General features: G+C 58.6%; 13 protein-coding genes. 9 read left to right on the top strand and 4 right to left on the bottom strand.

Annotated features, from left to right (window positions below; genetic code table 11):
* Positions 1-40 precede the first annotated feature (40 nt).
* The 4 genes from E1180_RS13600 (at position 41) to E1180_RS13585 (ending at position 7,371) form a co-directional block, all read left to right on the top strand.
* Complete coding sequence (locus E1180_RS13600; RefSeq protein ID WP_155191767.1) at positions 41-2,098, top strand: methyl-accepting chemotaxis protein; 2,058 nt, start codon at positions 41-43, stop codon at positions 2,096-2,098.
* Between the two features lie 174 nt (positions 2,099-2,272).
* The gene (locus E1180_RS13595; RefSeq protein WP_155191766.1) at positions 2,273-4,711 is read left to right on the top strand and encodes an ATP-dependent helicase; all 2,439 of its coding nucleotides are present in this window, start codon (positions 2,273-2,275) and stop codon (positions 4,709-4,711) included.
* 610 nt (positions 4,712-5,321) lie between these two features.
* Positions 5,322-6,050 carry a response regulator gene (locus E1180_RS13590; RefSeq protein WP_155191765.1) on the top strand — a complete coding sequence of 243 codons (729 nt, stop codon included), beginning with the start codon at positions 5,322-5,324 and terminating at the stop codon, positions 6,048-6,050.
* Positions 6,043-7,371 (top strand): ATP-binding protein, encoded by a 1,329-nt coding sequence (locus tag E1180_RS13585; protein ID WP_155191764.1) that lies wholly within the window; start codon positions 6,043-6,045, stop codon positions 7,369-7,371. The genes E1180_RS13590 and E1180_RS13585 overlap by 8 nt, the downstream gene beginning before the upstream one ends.
* Before the next feature lie 69 nt (positions 7,372-7,440).
* Here the strand turns inward: E1180_RS13585 and E1180_RS13580 are convergent, their stop codons facing one another.
* Positions 7,441-8,016, bottom strand: coding sequence for a tetratricopeptide repeat protein (locus E1180_RS13580; RefSeq protein WP_155191763.1), 576 nt, complete (start codon positions 8,014-8,016; stop codon positions 7,441-7,443).
* 190 nt (positions 8,017-8,206) lie between these two features.
* On the opposite strand from E1180_RS13580, the gene E1180_RS13575 reads away from it, so the two are divergent.
* Entirely contained in the window at positions 8,207-9,097 is an 891-nt protein-coding gene (locus E1180_RS13575; RefSeq protein WP_155191762.1) for a 50S ribosomal protein L11 methyltransferase, read from the top strand.
* 95 nt (positions 9,098-9,192) lie between these two features.
* On the opposite strand, the gene E1180_RS13570 is transcribed toward E1180_RS13575, so the two are convergent.
* Complete coding sequence (locus E1180_RS13570; RefSeq protein WP_155191761.1) at positions 9,193-9,396, bottom strand: hypothetical protein; 204 nt, start codon at positions 9,394-9,396, stop codon at positions 9,193-9,195.
* Positions 9,397-9,640: 244 nt separating this feature from the next.
* On the opposite strand from E1180_RS13570, the gene E1180_RS13565 reads away from it, so the two are divergent.
* Together E1180_RS13565 and E1180_RS13560 are read left to right on the top strand one after the other, a co-directional pair.
* Entirely contained in the window at positions 9,641-11,455 is a 1,815-nt protein-coding gene (locus E1180_RS13565) for an aminopeptidase P family protein (RefSeq protein WP_155191893.1), read from the top strand.
* Positions 11,456-11,528: 73 nt separating this feature from the next.
* Entirely contained in the window at positions 11,529-12,566 is a 1,038-nt protein-coding gene (locus E1180_RS13560) for a phytanoyl-CoA dioxygenase family protein (RefSeq protein ID WP_155191759.1), read from the top strand.
* Positions 12,567-12,617: 51 nt separating this feature from the next.
* Here E1180_RS13560 and E1180_RS13555 read toward each other — a convergent pair whose 3' ends face one another.
* On the bottom strand, positions 12,618-14,261 hold the full coding sequence (locus tag E1180_RS13555; RefSeq protein WP_155191757.1) for a chloride channel protein: 1,644 nt from the start codon (positions 14,259-14,261) through the stop codon (positions 12,618-12,620).
* 122 nt (positions 14,262-14,383) lie between these two features.
* A complete protein-coding gene (locus E1180_RS13550; protein ID WP_155191755.1) occupies positions 14,384-14,878 on the bottom strand; it encodes a thioesterase family protein in 495 nt (164 codons plus the stop codon).
* A gap of 138 nt (positions 14,879-15,016) precedes the next feature.
* Here E1180_RS13550 and E1180_RS13545 point away from each other — a divergent pair, with 138 nt between their 5' ends.
* Both E1180_RS13545 and E1180_RS13540 read left to right on the top strand, forming a co-directional pair.
* A complete protein-coding gene (locus tag E1180_RS13545) occupies positions 15,017-16,432 on the top strand; it encodes an FAD-binding oxidoreductase (protein ID WP_155191754.1) in 1,416 nt (471 codons plus the stop codon).
* A 181-nt stretch (positions 16,433-16,613) separates the two neighbouring features.
* On the top strand, positions 16,614-20,432 hold the full coding sequence (locus tag E1180_RS13540) for an AsmA family protein (RefSeq protein WP_155191752.1): 3,819 nt from the start codon (positions 16,614-16,616) through the stop codon (positions 20,430-20,432).
* Positions 20,433-20,515 lie beyond the last annotated feature (83 nt).

Raw genomic sequence — 20,515 nt, 5'->3', positions numbered from 1 at the left:
TAGCGTCTCGCCAGAAATCCGCTGTGGAGGGTGGTGGGAAATGAAACGTATTAAGGTACAGATCGTCTTGCTGGCGCTCGGGCCGATGCTTGCTGTAGCAGGCTTTGCCGGATTATCGGTCTATGAAAAAGCCGACGAACTGAAGCATCATGTTTACATGCAGCCGCTCACGCGCGTAGCCGAGGATGCGGCTAATGTAGTGCATGAGTTGCAGAAAGAACGTGGCATGAGTGTCGGTCTTGTGAGGTCCGGCTACGCAGCTTCAAAACGTGCGAATGTTGACAAACAAAGACCACTTGTCGATGAGAAGATTGCGCTGTTCCGCGATCACCTTGACCAGGTTTCACTGAGTGACAAAACCACTCAAGATGATCTCTTGAAGGTTAGTGGGACGCTGGACAAGATTGCCGGTTTCCGGGCCAGTGTTGACAATCGCACATTCAAAGCGCCGGACATTGTTAAAAACTATACGGCTGAAATCCACGAGCTCATTCACCTGATTGGTGTGGCGATTGAGGCGAGCCCATCCCCTGAAATCACTTCAGAGTTGTTCCCGTTTATTGCGCTTGTGGAGGCCAAGGAAGCGGGGGGGCTTGAGCGTGCCCTGGGTGCTAGTCTCCTGACCGAGTTTACGGAAACCGGTGAAGTGAACTATCCGGTATTTTTGAATTACATGAAAAAACTGGGCGCCGAGCAGGCTTTTCTGTCTGAATTCGGTGCAATCGCTCTTCCTGGTCAAAAGACAATTTTTGAGAATACTCTAACCGGCCCGGACGTAAACCAGGTGCAGCAATGGCGCCCGGTTATTCAAAACCTTCTACTCAGCAAGGACGCTGAGGGTTTGACCGGTGATGTGTGGTTCGCCACCGCAACAAAACGCCTTAATCTCATTAAGGATGTGTCAGATGAATTGGTCCACCGGGCAGAGGCGGCAGCTGATGATGATATTGCTCGCCTTCAGTCTGAAATTTTCTGGATCAGTCTATTTGCTGCTATCATTACACTTGGTGGCATTGCTTTCGTCGTGATTCAAGTCATTGGAATCGCCAGAATTCTTAAGATTCAAAGCGGAACGATCTCCAAACTGGCCGATGGCGATCTGGAATCACGTATCCCGTTTCAGGATCGCCCTGATGAAATCGGTGATATTGCGCGCGCGGCCAAGGTGTTCAAGGTCAATGCCTTGCACCAACGGGAGCTCGAGGAAGAAGCCGAGAGAACTCGCGTCGAACGGCGCAAGCGTCAAGAGCACGTGGAAGCGGCGATCCGGAAATTCCAGTCAAGCGTCAGCGCGATCCAGAACCAGCTCCAAAATGAAGCCCGCGAGGTCGGGCAATCTGCGGGTCAGATGGTGCAAATTGCCCACTATGCCTCCGAGAGCGCATCCGCGGCGAATTCGGCGACAGAAGAAGCGACCACCAACGTACAAACGGTTGCCTCTGCGGCGGCCGAGCTGTCGGCGTCTATCAGCGAGATTTCGCGGCAGGCCAATACGGCCATGGAAATTTCCGAAGCCGCTTCAAACACCGCGCAAGCTGCCGACAAGGACGTCTCGATCCTGGCTGAAACTGCCGACAAGATCGGAGAAGTCGTGGAGATGATCCGGGCAATCGCCGAGCAGACAAATCTGCTTGCCCTGAACGCGACCATCGAAGCTGCCCGCGCAGGGGAGGCCGGGAAAGGCTTCGCGGTTGTTGCAGCCGAGGTCAAGGAACTGTCCACACAGACCGCAAAGGCGACGGACGAAATTGCCAGCCAGATTGCCGAAGTCCAAAGTTCGACACAAAAATCCGTAACGGCAATCCGTTCGATTGTGGAACAGATTGGCGAGGTGCAATCAGTAACCAGCACGATTGCGGTCTCCGTTGATGAGCAGAACGCGGCGACCAGCGAAATCACCCAGAGCATCACGCTGGCTTCTGATGGTGCATCGGCGGCCGCTTCCAACGTATCGGGTGTGTCCGGGTCGATCGACCAGACCCGTGATCAGTCGGAGGCCATGAGCCGGTCAGCTGACCAACTTGGCAAGGTTGCCACAGATCTGTCTGGGGTTGTGAGCGAGTTCCTGGCCCAGGTCCATGAGGATGAAGCGGCTTAGTGCCACCTTTTCTTTTATGTTTGATGCGGGGAGGTTCATATCTCCCCGTTTTTCGTTTTAAGCACAAGCGTTGCTTGTGGTCTTGTCCCCACCAAATCCTTTTGTCCCGTCTCGTCAGCGCCGTATTTGTTGCTATATTGTTCTTCGAACCTGCAAGAGACCGGACCACGCTATATGACAGACCCGAACGGGTACGATGATGCCTTCGACGATCCTTTTCAGCCGGTCGGAACCCGCACTGGAGCGGAGCCCGCACCTGCTCGTCCTGGCGGTGGAATTGCAGCGCGGGCCATGGCAGCCCGCAAGGCGCCGGATTACCTGACCGGCCTCAATCCCGAACAGCGGCTCGCCGTTGAAACCACGGAAGGTCCGGTTCTGGTGCTGGCCGGTGCCGGAACCGGCAAGACAAGGGTCCTGACAACCCGGATCGCTCATATTCTGGCGACCGGTCTGGCACGCCCACACGAAATTCTGGCCGTTACCTTTACCAATAAGGCCGCGCGGGAAATGAAGGACCGCATTGCCGGGTTTGTCGGCGGCAATGTCGAGGGCATGGCCTGGCTCGGAACGTTCCACTCGATCTGTGTGAAAATCCTTCGAAAACATGCCGAGCTGATCGGCCTGAAGTCCGGCTTTTCCATCCTTGATACCGACGATCAGATCCGCTTGATCAAGCAAATCATTCAGGCTGAGGGGCTGGACGACAAGCGCTGGACGGCGAGAGCCTTTGCCAGCATGCTGGATGGCTGGAAGAACCGGGCTTTGACGCCGGACCAGGTGCCCGAAGGCGAAGCACGGGCATTCGCCAATGGGAAGGGCCGCAAGCTCTACGAGGAATATCAGGAACGTTTATCGATCCTGAATGCCGCTGATTTTGGCGATCTTCTACTCCATGTCATCACACTGTTCAAAACGCGCCCGGACGTTCTCTCCGAGTATCAGCGGCGGTTCCGCTACATGCTGGTGGATGAGTACCAGGACACCAACATTGCCCAGTATCTGTGGCTCCGGCTTCTTGCGCAGGGCAATCCGAATGTCTGCTGCGTCGGCGATGACGATCAGTCGATTTATGGCTGGCGCGGCGCGGAAGTCGATAACATCCTGCGCTTCGAGCATGACTTCAAAGGCGCGGAGGTGATCCGGCTGGAGCGCAACTACCGCTCCACCAGTCATATCCTGGCGGCTGCGTCTCATCTGATCTCGTTCAACGAAGGACGTCTTGGCAAGACGCTGTTCACCGATTTCCAGGAGCCGGACCATGATCTGGTCTCGGTCGCGTCGGTCTGGGACAGCGAGGAAGAAGCCCGCACCATCGGGGATGAAATCGAGGCGCTTCAGACCAAAGGGCATGCGCTGAACGAGATGGCCGTTCTGGTCCGTGCCTCGTTCCAGATGCGTGAGTTCGAAGACCGGTTTGTCACGCTTGGCCTGAATTACCGGGTCATTGGCGGCCCTCGCTTTTATGAGCGGATGGAAATCCGCGATGCAATGGCGTATCTGCGCTGTACTGTTCAGCCTGCCGACGATCTGGCGTTTGAGCGGATCGTGAACACCCCGAAACGTGGGCTGGGCGATGCGACCTTGAAGCTGGTGCATGGTCTGGCGCGGGCAGAGCGCATTCCGTTGATGCAGGCGGCTGCGCAGCTGATCGACACCGAAGAGCTCAAACCCAAGCCGCGCAATGCGCTCAAAACAGTACTTGACAATTTCGAGCGCTGGCGCCGCCAGCTCGGCACGGTCAAGCATACCGAATTGGCCGAAATCATTCTGGATGAAAGCGGCTACACCGAAATGTGGCGGCAGGACCGGTCGGCCGAGGCGCCCGGTCGGCTAGACAACCTGAAAGAACTGATCCGGTCCATGGAAGACTTCGAATCCTTGGCCGGATTTCTGGAGCATATTTCGCTTGTCATGGACCGGGACAGTGCGGATGCGAGCGATGCCGTCTCGATCATGACGCTCCATTCCGCCAAGGGGCTGGAATTCGACACAGTGTTCCTGCCTGGCTGGGAGGAGGGGCTGTTCCCGCATCAGCGGGCACTGGACGAAAGCGGCCGCGCAGGCCTGGAAGAAGAGCGGCGGCTTGCCTATGTCGGCATTACCCGCGCCAAGAAACGGGCGAAGCTGTATTTCGCCTCCAACCGGCGCATTCACGGTCAATGGCAGTCCAGCATTCCGTCCCGGTTTCTGGACGAGCTGCCGCCCGATCATGTTGAAATCGCGGAAGCCTCATCGAATTACGGGGGATACGGCGGCGGCGGTTACGGTGCCTCGCGCTTTGACAGCCGTGACCCGTTTGACAGCGGCAGCTATTCGACGCCCGGCTGGCAGCGGGCGCAAAGGGCGCGCCAGTCTTCCGGCGGTTTTTCAGATGGCGGTGGCCGCGGATATCAGTCCGCCCGGCAAAAACGGCAGGGGCCACTGACGATTGAGGGCGAGCTGGTGGCCAAATCGGTCAGTGAAACCCCTTCTGAGTATTCCGTTGGCGAACGGGTCTTTCACATCAAGTTCGGCTATGGCGCGATCAAATCGATCGAGGGAAACAAGCTGACAATTGATTTTGAGAAGGCGGGGCAGAAGAAGGTCATCGACAGCTTTGTCGAGCGCCACTGAAGCCGCGTACCAAATCCGTGGATCAATGCAGTCCAGTTAAAAACCGGCCGCCCCCAGAGGCGCTGGGGGCGGCCGGCCGGTTTCTTGATGCCAATAAGGGGCAGTGGCGAAAGCATCGGGCGTTTGTTGGAAACGCCGTAAGATGCTCGATCCTCCCATGATCAATCGAAGTTGGGTTTTAAATCGTTTCTGATTTATCGCCCTTTGATCCAGGGCGGGACCTAATCAGGCAGGAACCTGGTTTCAAGAAACCGTATTTCGGACCTCAGGGTGTGTTGTGGGGATCAGAGGCCCGGAATGTCTCAGACTGTAAAGCTTACAATCTGTCTTGGCCGCCTTCGCCCACTTTCGTATTTGGGCTCGTAGTGGTTTGATCTCCCGACAGGTTCCCCGGAAGTCTTGTGAAGGATGCTGATCCGATCTGCATGGTTCGCTCCTGCAAGAGCGGCGGCTTGAGTAAGGTCACCCTGGGAGCGCATTGGTTTACGGGATCTTAACGGTTGGCGGCCGTTGATTTCGGCTTTTTTCAGCCTCACCCGGCAGAAACAAACGGAAACACTTTCCGCATTTTTAAGATGAATCTCCGCGCTGTTTTGGCCTAAAAGCAGGCATGAGCCGGACACCGCATATTCTAATCGTCGAAGACGACCCTGAAATTGGGATGCTGATGAAACGGCATCTCGTTGCCCAGGACTTCAAGGTCACCGTTTCGACCAATGGCGTTGAAATGGACCGTCTGCTTGCCAGCGACCGGTTTGATCTCGTCATTCTCGATATCATGTTGCCGGGCGAAGATGGGATCAGCCTGTGCCGGCGTGTCCGGGCGACCAGTACATTGCCGATCATTATTGTGTCGGCGAAATCTGACGATATTGACCGGGTCATCGGACTGGAGGTCGGCGCGGATGATTATGTTTCCAAGCCATTCAATCCGCGGGAACTGATCGCGCGGGTGCGGGCACTCTTCCGGCGCGTTGAAATGGGTCAGGCAGCGCCAAGGGCATCGGCAAAACGTGTGTCCTTTGAAGGCTGGGAAATGGACTGCACGACCCGGACGCTGGTCAATCCGGAGAAGAGCCTGGTCACACTGACACCGGGGGAATTCAATCTTCTGCAGGTCATGGCCGAACGCAGTGGCCGGGTCTTGAGCCGCGATCAGCTTGTCGATCTGACCTATGGCCAGATCGGTGCCACCAACGGTCGCAGCGTCGACATTCTGGTCAGCCGGTTGCGTGCCAAGCTGAAGGCGGGCGGCGCGGGATACCAGTTCATCGTCACGGTGCGGTCGGGCGGGTACGAGTTTGTGGCACCTGCCGTCCTCTACAGCGGTCATGCTTAGGACGTTTTGGCCAAGGTCCGTTCTGAAACAGGTCTTGGTCCTGCTAAGCCTCACCGGTGTGATCATGATGAGCGCTGCGGCCCTGGGCGGCTTCTTGTTGCAGCAGTCTTTTGACAAAAGCCCGACGGTGATGATGACGTTTGTGAACGCCATGACCATCGCCAAGTTGAACGAAACGCCTGCCTTGGAACGCCCGGCGATCTTGGCCGCGCTAAAGTCCGGGAACACGGAGTTGGACCTGGAGCCTGTGCCGTCAGGCTCATTGCCGGATCGTGGTTTGAAAGCTTCTAAGCGGCGTCATGGTCCGTTTGCATTGGGCGAAGTTCTTCCCGGCATCGAGCTGGTGCATGTGGAGGGCAGGCGCGGCACACCGCATTATCTGTACTTCCGGCTGCAGGACGGTGACCTCGTGCGGGCGGTTTGGAACCGGTCGGGAGAACCGTTGCCACCCGGGCCGTGGCGCTCCATCATTTTCGTTTGTGTTTTTGTCGCGCTTGCCTTCACCGGCCTGATGTTGTGGGCCATTCGCGGAGTTGTGCGGCCGATGGAGGATCTCGCATCCGCCGCCGAGGATTTCGCGAAGCAGGGTGCCGAGCCTGTGCCCGTATCGATTTCAGGACCTGAGGAAATCCGGACGGCCGGTGAGGCATTCAACCGGATGCAGCTGCAAATCCAGGATTTTGTCAGCAAACAAAGGCGGACGCTGGCCGCCATCAGTCATGACCTTCGCACCCCGCTCACGCGGTTGCGTCTGCGTCTGGACCTTCTGGAGGAGGGGGAAATCCGGGACCGGAGCCTGGCGGACCTCGATCTGATGGACCAGCAAATCACACAGGCGCTCGCCTTTCTGAAAGGGGGCAACAGCAGCGAGCCGCTCGTGCGGACCGATGCTGCAAGTCTGCTGCAGGCGGTCGTGGATAAGTATTCCGAGACCGGGCTGACCGTACAGCTGGAATGTGAAACCGGACTGGCCATCATGGTTCATGTCAACGATTTCATCCGCGCACTGTCCAACCTGATCGACAATGCCAACCACTATGCCGACGGGGCCGATATCAGCCTGAGTAGCATGGACGGATTTTGCCAGATCGATGTCCGCGACCACGGCCCGGGGATTGCGGATGAGGACAAGGCGCGGCTTTTGGAGCCGTTCGAACGCGGTGACCTTGCCCGGCAGGTACGCCAGGGCACGGGGTTCGGCCTTGGCCTTGCGACTACAAACGCAATTGTCGAGGCAATTGGCGGCAGTGTGGAGCTGCTTGATACAAAGGGGGGCGGGCTCACGGTTCGCCTGCGTTTGCCATTGGCAAAGGCGACCTGAAGGACATCAACGCTGGTCAACACCGCAAAAGACCGGAGAAAGTCTCTCCACCGCTTCTGAGCATAGGTCTTACAGCTCAATGCCCTCTTCCGGCTCGATGTCCATCAAAAGGAAACGTTCCTGGATAAACGGGTGGATGGAGACCGCTTGGCGCAGGGCTTTTTGGCCCAGCCGGACCCGGCCCTGTTCCATCAGGATCCGGCCTTTGCCGGACAAGGCACCGAAATGGCGCGGCTCCAGCCGAAGCACCTCATCAAGATCCTGAAGCGACCTGTCGGGACGTCCTTGCAGGTAATAGACAAAGGCGCGCTGGTTCCACGCTTCCGCGTAATTTGGCGCGAGTTCTATCGCCTCATCCAGATCCGAGAGCGCGCCTTCATAATCCGCAACACGCCGTTTCGTCATGGCGCCGCGCACAAGGGACTCGATTTCCGGTGTTGGAGCTGCCGAAATCCAGGTTTCCCAGATTTCCGCTTCGATCGCGCGGGAGTCTTTTTCGGTCTGCGCGTCTTTCAGGGCCTTGAACAAACGCTCGTCAGGGAGGTTTTGTGCCCCCGCCGGGAGGGCCAGGGCGATGACCAAGGCGAAGGCGCATAGCATGAAGAAAAGTGCGCGGCCTGCGCGAAAGTGAGCGATAAATGCCATGAAGCCTCCCAGGTCTTTCCAATTAAACTAGGTCATGCCGGTGCCGTGGCCAGCCGCAGGGCAGCAATTGAAAAGAGGCGGGGCAGCATTTCCGGAAAAGCTCTGGTCCGGCAGGTGGCTTGGCGCTATACCGCTCGCTCAAACTTTGACGCGTTTTCCAAAACGCGGTCGAACCCCAAAGGGCCGGTACATGAAGACCATCCGCGTGCGGATCACCGCAGAAGAACTGGAAGCCAAGAGAATTTCTGACATCCTTGAACGCGCGTTTGAGGAGGATGGCTATCCGGTCACGATTTATGAATTCACGCCGGATGGAAAGATTTGGGCCGCTGAAATATTGTTGTTCGACATGGAGCCGGAGGACGCGATTGCGACTGTCCGGGACCGGGTCGGCGCGGATGCCTTTGCAGCGCCGGTCGAAGCAGAAGCGCTTCCGGATATCAACTGGGTTGAAAAAAGCCTGGAGGGTCTGAAACCTGTTCTCGCGGGCCGTTTTCTTGTTCATGGCGGGCATGACAGAGACAAGGTACCGGGCGGCGCAATCGGGCTGGAGATCGAGGCAGCGCTTGCCTTTGGAACCGGCCACCACGGCACAACGGCCGGCTGCCTAGAGGAGATCGACCGGCTCTTGTCCATGCGCGAGTATCAAAGCATTCTGGACCTGGGGACCGGAACCGGCGTGCTTGCCATTGCCGCTGCCCTGAAAGCCCGGCAGAGCGTTCTGGCAACCGATATCGATCCGGTTGCGACCAAAACCGCGCTTGAAAATGCCCGTTTGAACGGTGCGTCGCATCTAGTGCAAGGCTTCACCGCCAACGGAATGCAAGACCGGCGCTTCTCACTTTACGGGCCGTTCGACTTGGTTATCGCCAACATCCTGGCGCGTCCGCTCATGAAAATGGCCAAATCCATCGGAGAGCAGATGACGCAGACGGCCACCTTGGTCTTGAGTGGTCTACGTGTCGAGGATGGCCCGAGGATTCTATTCGCCTATGGCTGCCAGGGCTTTATCCTGGACCGCCGCCGGGAGAAGGACGGCTGGCTGACCTTGACCCTGGTTCGCGGCCGGAAACACGCTTGATCCGGCACGCTCCTACCCGAACAAGCAAAAAGGCCTGACAGATCCACTCTGTCAGGCCTCTTTTATACGTGATTTAAGGATGCCGCTGCGGTCGCTTAGAAGGCGCTTGTAGCAGCCCCTTCGCGCTCAATCTGCGCACGATCATAGCCGTGTGCGGCCAAGGTCGCGTCGTCCAAAGACAGCAGGTAGCCGTTGACATAGCGGCGCGCTTGAACGGTGCGGGCTTCGATCATGCGGTCAAACGCACGGCGCATGAAGCCGCTGGAAGCGCTGGTAGAAGTTCTCGTTGCGATGGTCATCGTCACAGTCCCATTTGAAGTTTCAAGAAGCTTCCCTAGGGAGGAACGTCTTTCTTGTTTGATTGACCAGAATATGGAGGGATCCCAACGCATTAGGTAGGCCAAATGGCGCATGTCAGCCTTGCATATTCCGCATGTGCGAAGTCATAATGTTGCAGCGCACTCATTCCTTTGGTTGAAATTCCGGTGTCCGGCGGCACGAAACGTCTTGATCCGCACAATCCGTCAAATTACCGTCTGCGCCATGTTTCAGACATTCGAAGATCTTAGCGATCCCTCCTGCGGGGCGCCGCATGCAGCGCTTCTCAGGGCCGAACTTACCCGCCGCGGCCTAGATGGTTTTCTAATTCCAAGAGCAGACGCGCATCAGGGCGAATATGTCCCGCCGCATGACTGCCGTCTGCAATGGCTGACGGGGTTTACCGGGTCTGCTGGCATGGCCGCCGTTCTTGGCAGGGACGCTGCAATCTTTGTGGATGGGCGCTACACCATTCAGGTCCGCGATCAGGTTGATATGTCTGTGTTTCCAGCCCAGCATCTAGTCAATGAACCAGTCACGGACTGGCTGGCCACGCATCTTCAGCCTGGCCAGAAACTCGGCATTGATGCAATGTTGCACACCGTGCGTGAGGTCCGCCGTCTCGAAGACGTGTGCCGGGAAGCGGGGGCGGAGCTGGTGAAGCTTTCAGACAACCCGCTGGACGCTGTTTGGGAGGACCGGCCGGAGCCACCGCTGGGTGCGGTTGAGCTCTATCCGACGATAAATTCCGGTAAGGATGCCACGCAGAAGATTGCCGAAATACAGGAGATCCTGCGGGGTAAAAAGGCTGATGCCTGTGTTCTGACACAGCCCGATTCGATCGCCTGGCTCTTCAACATCCGCGGGTCTGATGTGGGCCATACGCCGCTGCCCCTGTCCTTTGCCACTTTGCCGGCCGATGGCAAACCGGCCCTTCATATTGACGGCCGTAAGCTTTCGAATTCCGTTCGGGACAGCCTGTCGGAACTGACAGATATTGTGGAGCCGTCCGCCTTCATGTCCGGCCTTGAAACATTGGGCAAGACAGGCGCAAGCGTTCTGATCGATCCGTCGCTGGCCGGTGTTGGCATTGCCGACGCCATCACCGCGGCAGGTGGCTCCCTCATCGAAGCGCAAGACCCGATCCTTCTGCCCAAGGCAGTCAAGAACACGGTCGAGCTTGAGGGGGCACGAGCGGCCCATATTCGCGATGCCGCCGCCTATATCAACTTCCTGTGCTGGTTTGATGAAGAGGCGCCGAAAGGCAATCTTGATGAAATCGGTGCTGCGGAAAAGCTGGAAGATTTCCGCCGCCAGACAGGTGCCTTGAAGGACATCTCTTTCGACACGATTTCCGGTGCGGGCCCGAATGGCGCGATTTGCCATTATCGGGTAAGCCGGTCCAGCAACTTGAAGATTCCGGTCGGAAAGCCTTATCTGATCGATTCCGGTGGCCAGTATATCGACGGGACCACGGACATCACCCGTACGCTTGCGGTCGGCAGCATGACCGATGAGATGAAACGGCACTACACGCTGGTGCTCAAGGGGCATATCGCCATTTCGACCGCCAAGTTTCCGGCCGGCACAACCGGGGCACAGCTTGATACGCTGGCCCGGATCGACCTCTGGAAGGCCGGTCTGGATTTCGACCATGGAACGGGTCACGGTGTTGGGGTCTATCTGGGCGTCCATGAAGGACCACAGCGGATCGCAAAGACCGGAACGCAGCCTCTGGAAGCCGGTATGATCCTGTCGAACGAGCCCGGATATTACCCCACGGGTGAGTATGGTATCCGGCTGGAAAACCTCGAGATCGTGACTGAGCCGCGCGACATCCCTGGCGGCGAGCGGCCGATGCACGGGTTTGAGACCATCACGCTTGTGCCGATGGATTTGCGTCTGATTGATGGGGCGCTTCTCACTAAGGCTGAGCGCGACTGGCTGAACACCTATCATGCGCGCGTTTATGATTCTATCGGCCCGCTGGTCGGAGAAAAAGAGCGCGCATGGCTGGAGAACGCGACGCGGGCGATTTAATGTAAAGCACGGGCGCTGTTGCGAAATGGCTGCAGCGCCCCGGTTTATTCGAAACGGTTTTAGGCGGCTGCACATGCGGAGCGCGGATATCTTGAAAATGCCCTGGTTCGCGGCCGAGCTCGCGACAGGGGCCAAGTCATTTTGCGACAATCCATTGATCGGAAGTCGCCGGCTGAATGAAGCTGGCTTGCATGTGCGGCGCATTCAGCTGGCAGAGCGACTCGCGGACAGCCGGCGCAGGCGCTTGGCGCATCTTGTGGATGCACAAGGCCGCGACGCCTATGCCCAGGACGGGTTCATCAAGACCGGCAACGTACTCTCCGCGGAGACGCTCGAAGGTGCCCGCCACGAAATCGAGACGACCCGGTTCAAGGCCTGGGACATGCGTCAGGGGAACGCGGTTACCCGGTTCATTCCCCTGCCGCCGAATGTCTTGAAGAACCTTCCGTATCTGCGGGCAGCCGTGTGGAGCAAACCGTTCCAAAACGGCTTGAGATATGTGGGGTCAACCAATGGCGATCCGCTTGTCTATCTGCACATCGTCATGACCAATCCAGGTGCAAAACGGCGGGCGGATCCGCAAACGGCCTTCCATTCCGACACCTTTCACGCGACCGCCAAGGCGTGGCTGTTCTTCTATGACATTGATGATCGTGAGGGACCGTTCACCTATATTCCCGGCTCGCACCGGCTCACGCCGCAGCGGCTGGAATGGGAGCGCCAGCAAAGCCTGATTGCAGCGGATCACGAAAACCGCCTGCATGCGCGGGGATCGTTCCGTCTCCCGGCGGATCAGGTACGGGCAATGGGATATGACGACCCGGTTCGCTTCTCGGTGCCTGGAAACACGCTGGTTGTGGCCGATACGCATGGGTTTCATGCAAGGGCCGCTAGCGACAAACCATCTGTCCGTGTGGGGCTTTACGGCTCTCTCCGCCGCAATCCATTCCTGCCGTGGACGGGATTGGATGTCTTCAATCTGCCCGGTGTGCGCGGCCGGCAAGCGCGGATTTTCGTCGGCCAAAAAGACCTTGCGACCCGCATCAAGGGGCGTCCGGTGTCGCATCGGTATGCGGGCGAAGTTTTACCGACAGAGCCGTCAAAGTTTTAAGGCGCACGCATCGCGATTGGCCTCCGGCCATTCAAACCGGATCGGGCCGGATTATTCGTGTTCTTCCTTTGTGGCCTTGATCAGGGCTGCATTGAAATAGCGCAAGCCCCTGACATGGCGCGCGATCCCTATAATGCGTGTCGCATCGCCGTGGCGGACGACCGGCAGACTGCCTTTGCCGCAGGAGTCGAAACTTTTGAGCGCGCTTTCCAGACTGTCGTTTTCATGAAGGTAAGGGCCATCGGTGCCCGGATTGAACACCCGGTCTTCCTTTTTCTCAGGCGGTGGGTCCATGAATTCCCGGACCTTGACCGTATAGCTCAAATGCCGGTGTGTGCCTTCATTGACGAAGCAGCCACGCATGCCCAGCTGCCAGTGGAAGTAGGATTTTCCGTGGACAGCCTGGGTGAGGCCGGTTGCGATGGAAACGGCCAGGAGCAGCGCAATCGACAGGGCATAGCCGCCGGTAAGCTCGAACACGATTACAGTTGTAGACACCGGGGCTCCAAGCACGGCTGCTGCCACGGCGCCCATGCCCAAAATGGCATAAAGACCATGACTGGACGCCATTTCCGGAAAGGCCGAGGCTGCGATCAATCCGAATGCGCCCCCAGTCATGGCCCCCAGATAAAGGGCTGGCGAGAAAATTCCGCCGCCAAACCGGGAGGCAAGCGTGATTGCTGTTGCCGCGGTCTTGAGGACCAGAAGAATGAGCATGGTTGAAATCGCCAGCTCCTGTTTCAGAGCCAGGTCAGTCGCCTCATATCCGACACCAAGCACCGCCGGGTAGAAAACGCCGATGGATCCGACTGCCAGCCCGCCAATCACGGGACGGAGCCACAAGGGCATGGTGATGTTCCGGGCTGTCCAGTCCGTGCCGATCAACGCGAACTGAAAAATGATTGCGACGAGTGCGCAGGTCAGCCCCAGAAGGGCGAAGGCCGGAATTTCCCAATAGGACGTAATCTCGTAGAGCGGGATTTCAAAGGCCGCGACGTCGCCGAAATAGAGGCGCGCCAGCAGCGTTCCCATGACCGAGGCCAGGACGATGGGGACAAATGCCGATACGGCATAATGGCCAAGCACCACTTCATGGGCAAACAGAACGCCCGCAATGGGGGCGTTGAACGAGGCCGAGACGCCGCTGGCAACCGCACAGCCCAGAAGAACGCGCCTTGCGGAATCCGGCAGGTTGAACTTGGACGTGACAGCGGCGCCTAAAGTGGCACCAAGATGCACCACGGGGCCCTCCCGTCCGGCACTTGCGCCAAAGCCGAGGGAAAGCGCCGTTACCAGGGCAGACCAAAGCCCGGCTTTCAATGGGAGCCCGCGTGCTCCGTAGGCCCGTGCCTCAATGACGTCCGCAACGCCGCCCGCCCGCTGATAGGGGTGGTACTTGGTCAGAATCCATCCAACGAGCAGCCCGCCGAAAACAGGGGCGAGCATGATCAGCCACCACGGCTGCATAAAGGCTGCCTGAATGGTCAGTTCCGTTTCGGTACCAAGCCAGGGCAGCTGAAACAAGCCGATCAGTTTGCGGAACGCGATGGCAGCGGCCGCGACGAGCAATCCAATGACTATTGCCAAGCCCCAAACGATGTGAAGACGGGCGGCACGGTACTGGCGAACGTTGGGCGTTATCCAGCTGACGAGGATCTCGGGAAGGTGGCTTGCCGCTTCAATTATCTTGCGCATGGGCTGGATCGGTTGGCAGAAGGTTCTGAGGACAACAGTTTCACGCGAGTCGAGACGAAAGAACAGCCCAAGGACCGTTCGAGCCGATCAATTCACGGAATTACTGTCAGTATTGACGATATTTAGGCCTTTGCCGGGATCTCAATCTTCCGCCCCGACCGGTCGGGGAGCGGCAATGTGCTGTGCGCCTTCGCCAGAGCCTCCAGATTGGTGATGATGTCGCCGGGCCAGGGCGAGACCTTGCGGGCTGCCATGTCGACATGAAGGCTCATCTGTTCCGAGGTTGCTGACAGCCAGCCTTCCTCCGCATGACGGAGTTCCTGGAAGAAGTGAGCACGCTTGGAATCAAATCCGATCAGCTGCAAGGAAACGGTCACCGGCATCCCGGCGCTGAGCTCGCGGACATAGCAGACGTGGACCTCGGCCGTGAAATAGGAGGCATTGCGGGTTTTGACGTAATCGGACCCGAGCCCCAGCTTCTCAAAAACCTCGTCGACAGCGGTATCGAACAGAACATTGTAATAGGCCATGTTGAGATGGCCGTTATAGTCGATCCAGTCATTCTTTACGGTCATGACCGAGCTCTTGAGCGGTTCTGCCGTCAAATCTGTCGTCATTCCAGGTGTCTCCCGTTCTGTTGCTATCGTCCGGTGGGCCTGCGACCGGAATGCCTTTGACCTTTTCGCGTCTGGCTAACATATTCAATCAAAACACGCAGCGGGTAGCCCGGCGTACATAAACTTGGAGGAGTTCGATTGGCGGACACGGCAGAAATTGCGCAAGCAGCATCGCCCAGTGAACATGCGGGTGAGGTGATCCAGCATTTGAAAAACCGGTTCGCGGACCGTTGCACAACCTCAAAAGCGCTGCGCGAGCAACATGCCCATACCACGACTTGGCTTCAAAACCAGCCTCCGGATGCTGTTGTCTTTGCCGAGTCGACGCAGGAAGTCGCCGAAATTGTAAAGCTATGTGCCGAATTTGGGGTTCCGGTCATTCCTTTCGGGACAGGGTCCTCTTTGGAAGGTCATGTGAATGCGCCCCTTGGCGGTGTATCGATTGATGTATCCCGCATGAACCGCGTTCTGGAGGTAAATGCCGAGGATCTCGATTGCCGTGTCGAGGCCGGGGTTACCCGGAAGCAGATCAATGCGGACCTCAGGGATACGGGGCTGTTCTTTCCGATTGATCCGGGGGCGGACGCAAGCCTGGGCGGTATGGCGGCGACCCGTGCATCGGGCACGAACGCGGTGCGTTATGGCACCATGAAGGATGCTGTGCTCGGCCTGACGGTCGTCACCGCTGATGGGCGGATCATCAAGACCGGGGGACGGGCGCGCAAATCCTCCGCCGGATATGATTTGACCCGGCTTTTTGTAGGATCGGAAGGAACCTTGGGCGTCATGACGGAGCTGACGCTGCGCCTTCACGGACAGCCGGAGGCGATTTCCGGTGGTGTCTGCCCGTTTCCGGATGTGCACGCCGCTTGCAATGCGGTTATTTCGACCATCCAGATGGGAATTCCGGTCGCGCGGATCGAACTTCTCGACAGCTTGCAGGTCCGGGCCTGCAATGCCTATTCCAAGCTGGACCTTGAAGAAACACCCACGCTATTCCTCGAATTTCATGGGTCTGCGGCCGGGGTGCGCGAACAGTCCGAAACCTTTTCCGATATAGCGGCAGAATATGGCGGCGGTCCTTTCCGCTGGGCAACGGCGCCGGAAGACCGGACCAAATTGTGGTCTGCCCGCCATGATGCCTATTGGGCGGGAAAGGCTCTGAAACCGGCGGCCGATATCATGGTGACGGATGTCTGTGTTCCGATTTCCCGGCTGGCCGATTGTGTCACGGACACGGCCGCCGATATTGCCGAGACCGGCCTTCTTGCGCCTATTGTCGGGCATGTCGGCGACGGCAACTTCCATGTGCAAATCCTGACGGATCGAAGTGATGCGGACGCGGTTCGCAAGGCAGAGGCGTTCATCGGCCGGCTCGCGGAGCGTGCGATAGACATGGGCGGTACCTGCACTGGAGAACATGGCGTTGGTCAGGGCAAGCAGAAGTATCTGCGCCGCGAGCATGGCGAGGGTCTGGAACTGATGCATGCCATCAAACAGGCGCTGGATCCGCACAATGTGATGAATCCGGGCAAGATCCTGCCGCAGTCATGATATTGTATCGAATCAGATCAATAAGCGACGGTGCCGGCAACATCGTGCAGGCTTCAGGACTGCGGAAAAAGCCAGCTGATCTGAGTTTGCGCTGCAGCAAACATGCTGTAATTCTAACCGGGAATTTGACCGGTGGCATTGGAGAGCAAGGAGACTTGGCCTGAACTCCGTCTACATCACCTTGGGAATTTCGGTCATTCTGGTGCTGGTGGCAGCGCTGGTCGGGCCGTTCTTTGTCGATTGGACCGTTTACCGCTCGACCTTCGAGACCTATGCGGAGCGGGCGCTGGGCCATAAGGTGACGGTGTTGGGCGAGGCGGATCTGCGCTTGTTGCCGGCGCCATTCGTGCGCTTTTCGGATGTGCGGGTTGGCCCGGCCGAGGACCCGCTGCTGGTGGTGTCGCAGTTTGATATGCGAATCGAGCTGCCACCGCTTCTCAAGGGCGAAATCCGGGTCATGGACATGCAGCTGGAACGGCCGCACTTGTCTTTGTCTCTCGATGAGGAGGGGCGTCTGGACTGGCTGACCGCCATGTCAACGGACGGGGCGCTGGCAAAACTTGCTCCCGAAGACCTTGCTTTCGATCAGGTGAGCATCCGCGACGGCGCGCTGACCATCGTTGATGCGCGTTCTGAAGAAACGCACCAGATCGACAACGCAAATCTTTCTGTCAGCGCACGCACGCTGGAGGGACCTTTCAGGGCGACCGGCAGCCTGACGGTTGAGGGCGCTCCCTACAGTATCAGTCTTGCCACCGGCCGGGCCCAGGCAGGATCGGATCTTCGGGTTAAGGGCGAGGTGACCCCAACCCAATGGCCTGTGAATTTTACCTTTGACGGATTACTGGGCCAGGCGGATGCCGCGCCTGAATTTGCCGGGTCGTTCGGCCTGAACTCCATTGCACTTGACGAAAATGACCCTGGCCGCTGGACCGCAGAAGGCGAGTTTCTCGCCTCGATTTCCGAAGTCGCAATTCCGGCGTTCGAATTCCGGTACGGTCCTGACGACAAGCGTCTCAGTCTCACTGGAAACGCCGACCTTGTCTATGCCGGGAACAAGCGTTTCGAGGTGCGCGCGAACTCCAATCAGGTCGATCTCGACCGTTTGCTTGGTGGCGGTCCCTCCGAACCGATCAATGTGGCGGCTGCCGGTGATCAACTTGTCCAGGCGCTTCAATCTGTTCCGCTTCCTCCGATCGACGGCGTTATCTCTTTCGATGTTCCCGCCGTCGTGGCCGGGGGCGGGATTGTCCAGAACGTGCTTCTCGATCTTGAGACCATGCTTGGCGGATGGCGGGTTGCCCGCCTCGCCGGACGGTTGCCGGGCAGGACCGTGGTCGCGACACAGGGCGATTTCGGACTGGAGCCGGACCTGACCTACCGGGGGGCATTTTCCATCAAATCCGAACAGCCCGGCTCTTTCATCAGCTGGGTCAGGCAATCAGGCACCGGATCGGTGGTCCTGAAGCCGGTTGCCTTGGAAGGCCGGTTGAACCTTGCAGCCGATGGTGCTGCGGTCGACAATCTGCGGGTGACTTTGGCCGGGGCGGAAGCACGGGGTGGTCTCGCCTACCGGCGTCCGCGCACTGGCAACGATGTGTTCTCCCTCAGCCTAGATGCTGATCGCCTCAACCTTGATGAAATCGAAAAACTCGCCGGTCTCGTTCAGCCTGAAAAGGGCGCGGATGACGAGGCAGATCAGCCGTCGGAGCTTGATGTTTCCTTGCGCCTGAGGGCACGGGAAGTGTCCGCGCGCGGCGTGGACGGGAAGGGATTGACCCTCGAGGCGGAATACACAGACGGCGGGGTCCGGATTGATCGTCTTTTTGCCGAGGATCTGGCCGGGGCCCGTTTTGATGTCAGCGGTCAAATCCGGAATCTTCTATCCACGCCGGAAGGGGCCATCAGCGGGACGCTGGATGCGCGGGATCTGTCTGGCCTGGTTGCGCTCGTCGGGGGGGCTTTTCCGGGCTCAACGCTTGCGGCGCGGCTGGAGCAATCTGCGGCCAATCTGGTTCCGGCCCGGTTTGAAGCAAATCTGCAGGCTTCCGCACTTGGTGATGAAACAGACTTGCAACTCGACCTGACCGGTTCCGCCGGCGGTACCCAGACATCGCTTTCTTTCGGGCTGAATGGCCGGGTGGACGAGTGGCAGGAGGCCGATCTTGATCTTGCCCTGGCAATGGCCGGGCCGGATGGCAGCCGTGTTCTTCAGCAACTCGGCCTGGATGTCATCCCGGTTGACACGATTGGGGCAGGAGATCTGTCCGCCGCGCTGACCGGAACACCGGCAAAAGGCCTTGCCGTTGATCTTGCGACACAAATTGGCGGAGCACGCCTGGAGGCGCAAGGCACCGCCAAACTGGCGCCCGGCGAAGATCCTGAAGTGCGGCTCGCGGTGAAATCCAGCGCGGAAGACCTCGTCCCGGTTGCCCTGATGAGTGGGCGTGTTCTGCCGATCCTGGGGGGGCAGCTTTCGGCTTCCCTGTCCTTTGATCTGGAAAGCATTGGCGATGCCGTTGAGATAAATTCGATCTCCGGTCAGATTGCGCAGACGTCTTTCACAGGCGACCTTGCGGGCAATCTCGATCTTGTACCCGGAGAGCAGAACCGTCGTGTAACGGGTTCCCTAGCAATCAATCAGGCAGACCTGCGTACCCTTTCAGAACTGGTTTTGGGGCCGGATCAATGGGCATCGCTTGGCGATGGGACGAGTTCCTGGCCGACGGCCCCGTTTGGCGCCCCGCTTCTGGATGGCTGGGACCTCACAATCGGGCTCACGGCCGACACGCTGTTGGCGGATGACGATACTGCGCTTCAAAATGCAAAGGCCGAGTTCCGGCTGACACCAACCATGATGCGTCTGGACGGGCTCGCTGGAGCCTATGCCGGGGGCGCACTTCAGGGAGCCTTGTCGATCCGCCGGACGGAAGCCGAGGCGGCTGTGTCCGGCCGGGTCAAGCTCGACAATGCTGATATCCGGCAATTGAGCTGGCGCCGGGCCGGCCGCTCGGTCGCCTCCGGGTCGCTGGACGTGTTCCTGGAGTTTGAAGGCGTTGGGCGGTCCATTTCGGCGATGGTCTCCAGCCTGAATGGCGGCGGGACGTTTTCCATGTCGGAGGGGGACATCCGCGGCCTGAATCCGCAAGCGTTTCCGCTTGTCATCCGGGCGGTGGATGCGGGTCTGGACCTGCGGGATGAAAAGATCGAAGAGGTGTTTGTCAGCCACATGGCGGCAGGAACACTACCGTTCAAGGCTATTGACGGCACCTTGACCCTTGTCGGCGGGCGGTTAAGTGCCCGGAACGTGGTTGTGGACGCGGAACGTGCCGAGGTGTTCGGATCTGCGGAAATTGATTTTTCCGACCATGAGCTGGATGCCGATTTTGCGCTCAAAGTCGATCCCGGCGAAAATGCTGTTACCGGCGCCGAACCGCAGGTGGGGCTTGTTTTTCAGGGCCCGCTCGATGCTCCAATCCGCCAAGTCGACATTACGCCCTTCACCGCTTACCTCACCCTGAGGGCTTTTGAGCAGGAAGTGGAACGGGTGGAACGCCTGCAAGCCGAAATCCTGGAACGGGACCGGCTCTTGCGGGAACTCAACCGGCAGCAGGAAGCGCGGGCCCGTCAAGCCCGCCTTGCAGCTGAAGCAGAAGCCGAAGAACAGCGGCGCTTGGAAGAGCTGGAAAATGCCCCGGACACTTCTGGCCAAGAGCAGGAAAACTCCGCGCGCCCGCAGGAAACACAGCCGCAGCAAGCCGCCAGCCCTGCAGAAGACCAGGCGTCGCTCACAGAGCGTATCCGAGCGGTCCTCAACAGCCAGGAAGAAGCCCCGGTTACCGCGAGTGTTGGAACCCCCGAGACGAAACCCGAAACCGGACTGCCGCCGCTTGAACCGCCGGTGTCTATCGATGACCTGATTTCCCGCGAAATCGGCGTTCCGGCAAACGGCGTTGGCCGTGGTGACGGGCCGTTCGTTCTTCCTGGCGTATCTCAGTAACAGATCAAGCGGGATTTGATTTCCTTGGACGAGCACGGGCCGGACCCGCCAGCCTGTTGCAGCGCCATGTGTCAAAACCGGTC

This window comes from Roseibium denhamense (genome assembly GCF_009711415.1).
GTDB lineage: Bacteria > Pseudomonadota > Alphaproteobacteria > Rhizobiales > Stappiaceae > Roseibium > Roseibium denhamense.
This window is presented reverse-complemented; position numbering and strand designations above follow the sequence as displayed.